Origin of the sequence: Streptococcus sp. IMAU 99161, assembly GCF_014435245.1 — a bacterium.
GTDB classification, from domain to species: domain Bacteria; phylum Bacillota; class Bacilli; order Lactobacillales; family Streptococcaceae; genus Streptococcus; species Streptococcus lactarius.
The window spans coordinates 1-284 of the sequence record NZ_JAAPAW010000022.1 but is presented as its reverse complement, the minus strand read 5'-3'; the positions used below and the strand labels follow the sequence as shown (position 1 = coordinate 284).

1 tRNA gene is annotated in these 284 nt (G+C 48.2%); it reads left to right on the top strand.

Features of this window, described 5'->3' with window-relative positions:
- The first annotated feature begins 210 nt into the window (after window positions 1-210).
- Window positions 211-283, top strand: a tRNA-Val gene (locus HA044_RS09335).
- The last annotated feature ends 1 nt before the right edge of the window (window position 284 follow it).

Here is a 284-nt window from a genome sequence, read left to right as displayed (position 1 = left end):
CCGAACACAGTAGTTAAGCCCTAGAACGCCGGAAGTAGTTGGGGGTTGCCCCCTGTGAGATATGGAAGTCGCTTAGCAAGAAGTTGAGCCTAGTTGAAGCTAGGCTCATTTGGGAGTTTAGCTTAGTTGAAATTGAGAGGAAATCGAGATTTCAATCGGCGGATAAGAGAAACGAAGTTTCTCACCGTTGGCTGAGTTAAACAACCATAAGGGAGTTTAGCTCAGCTGGGAGAGCATCTGCCTTACAAGCAGAGGGTCAGCGGTTCGATCCCGTTAACTCCCAT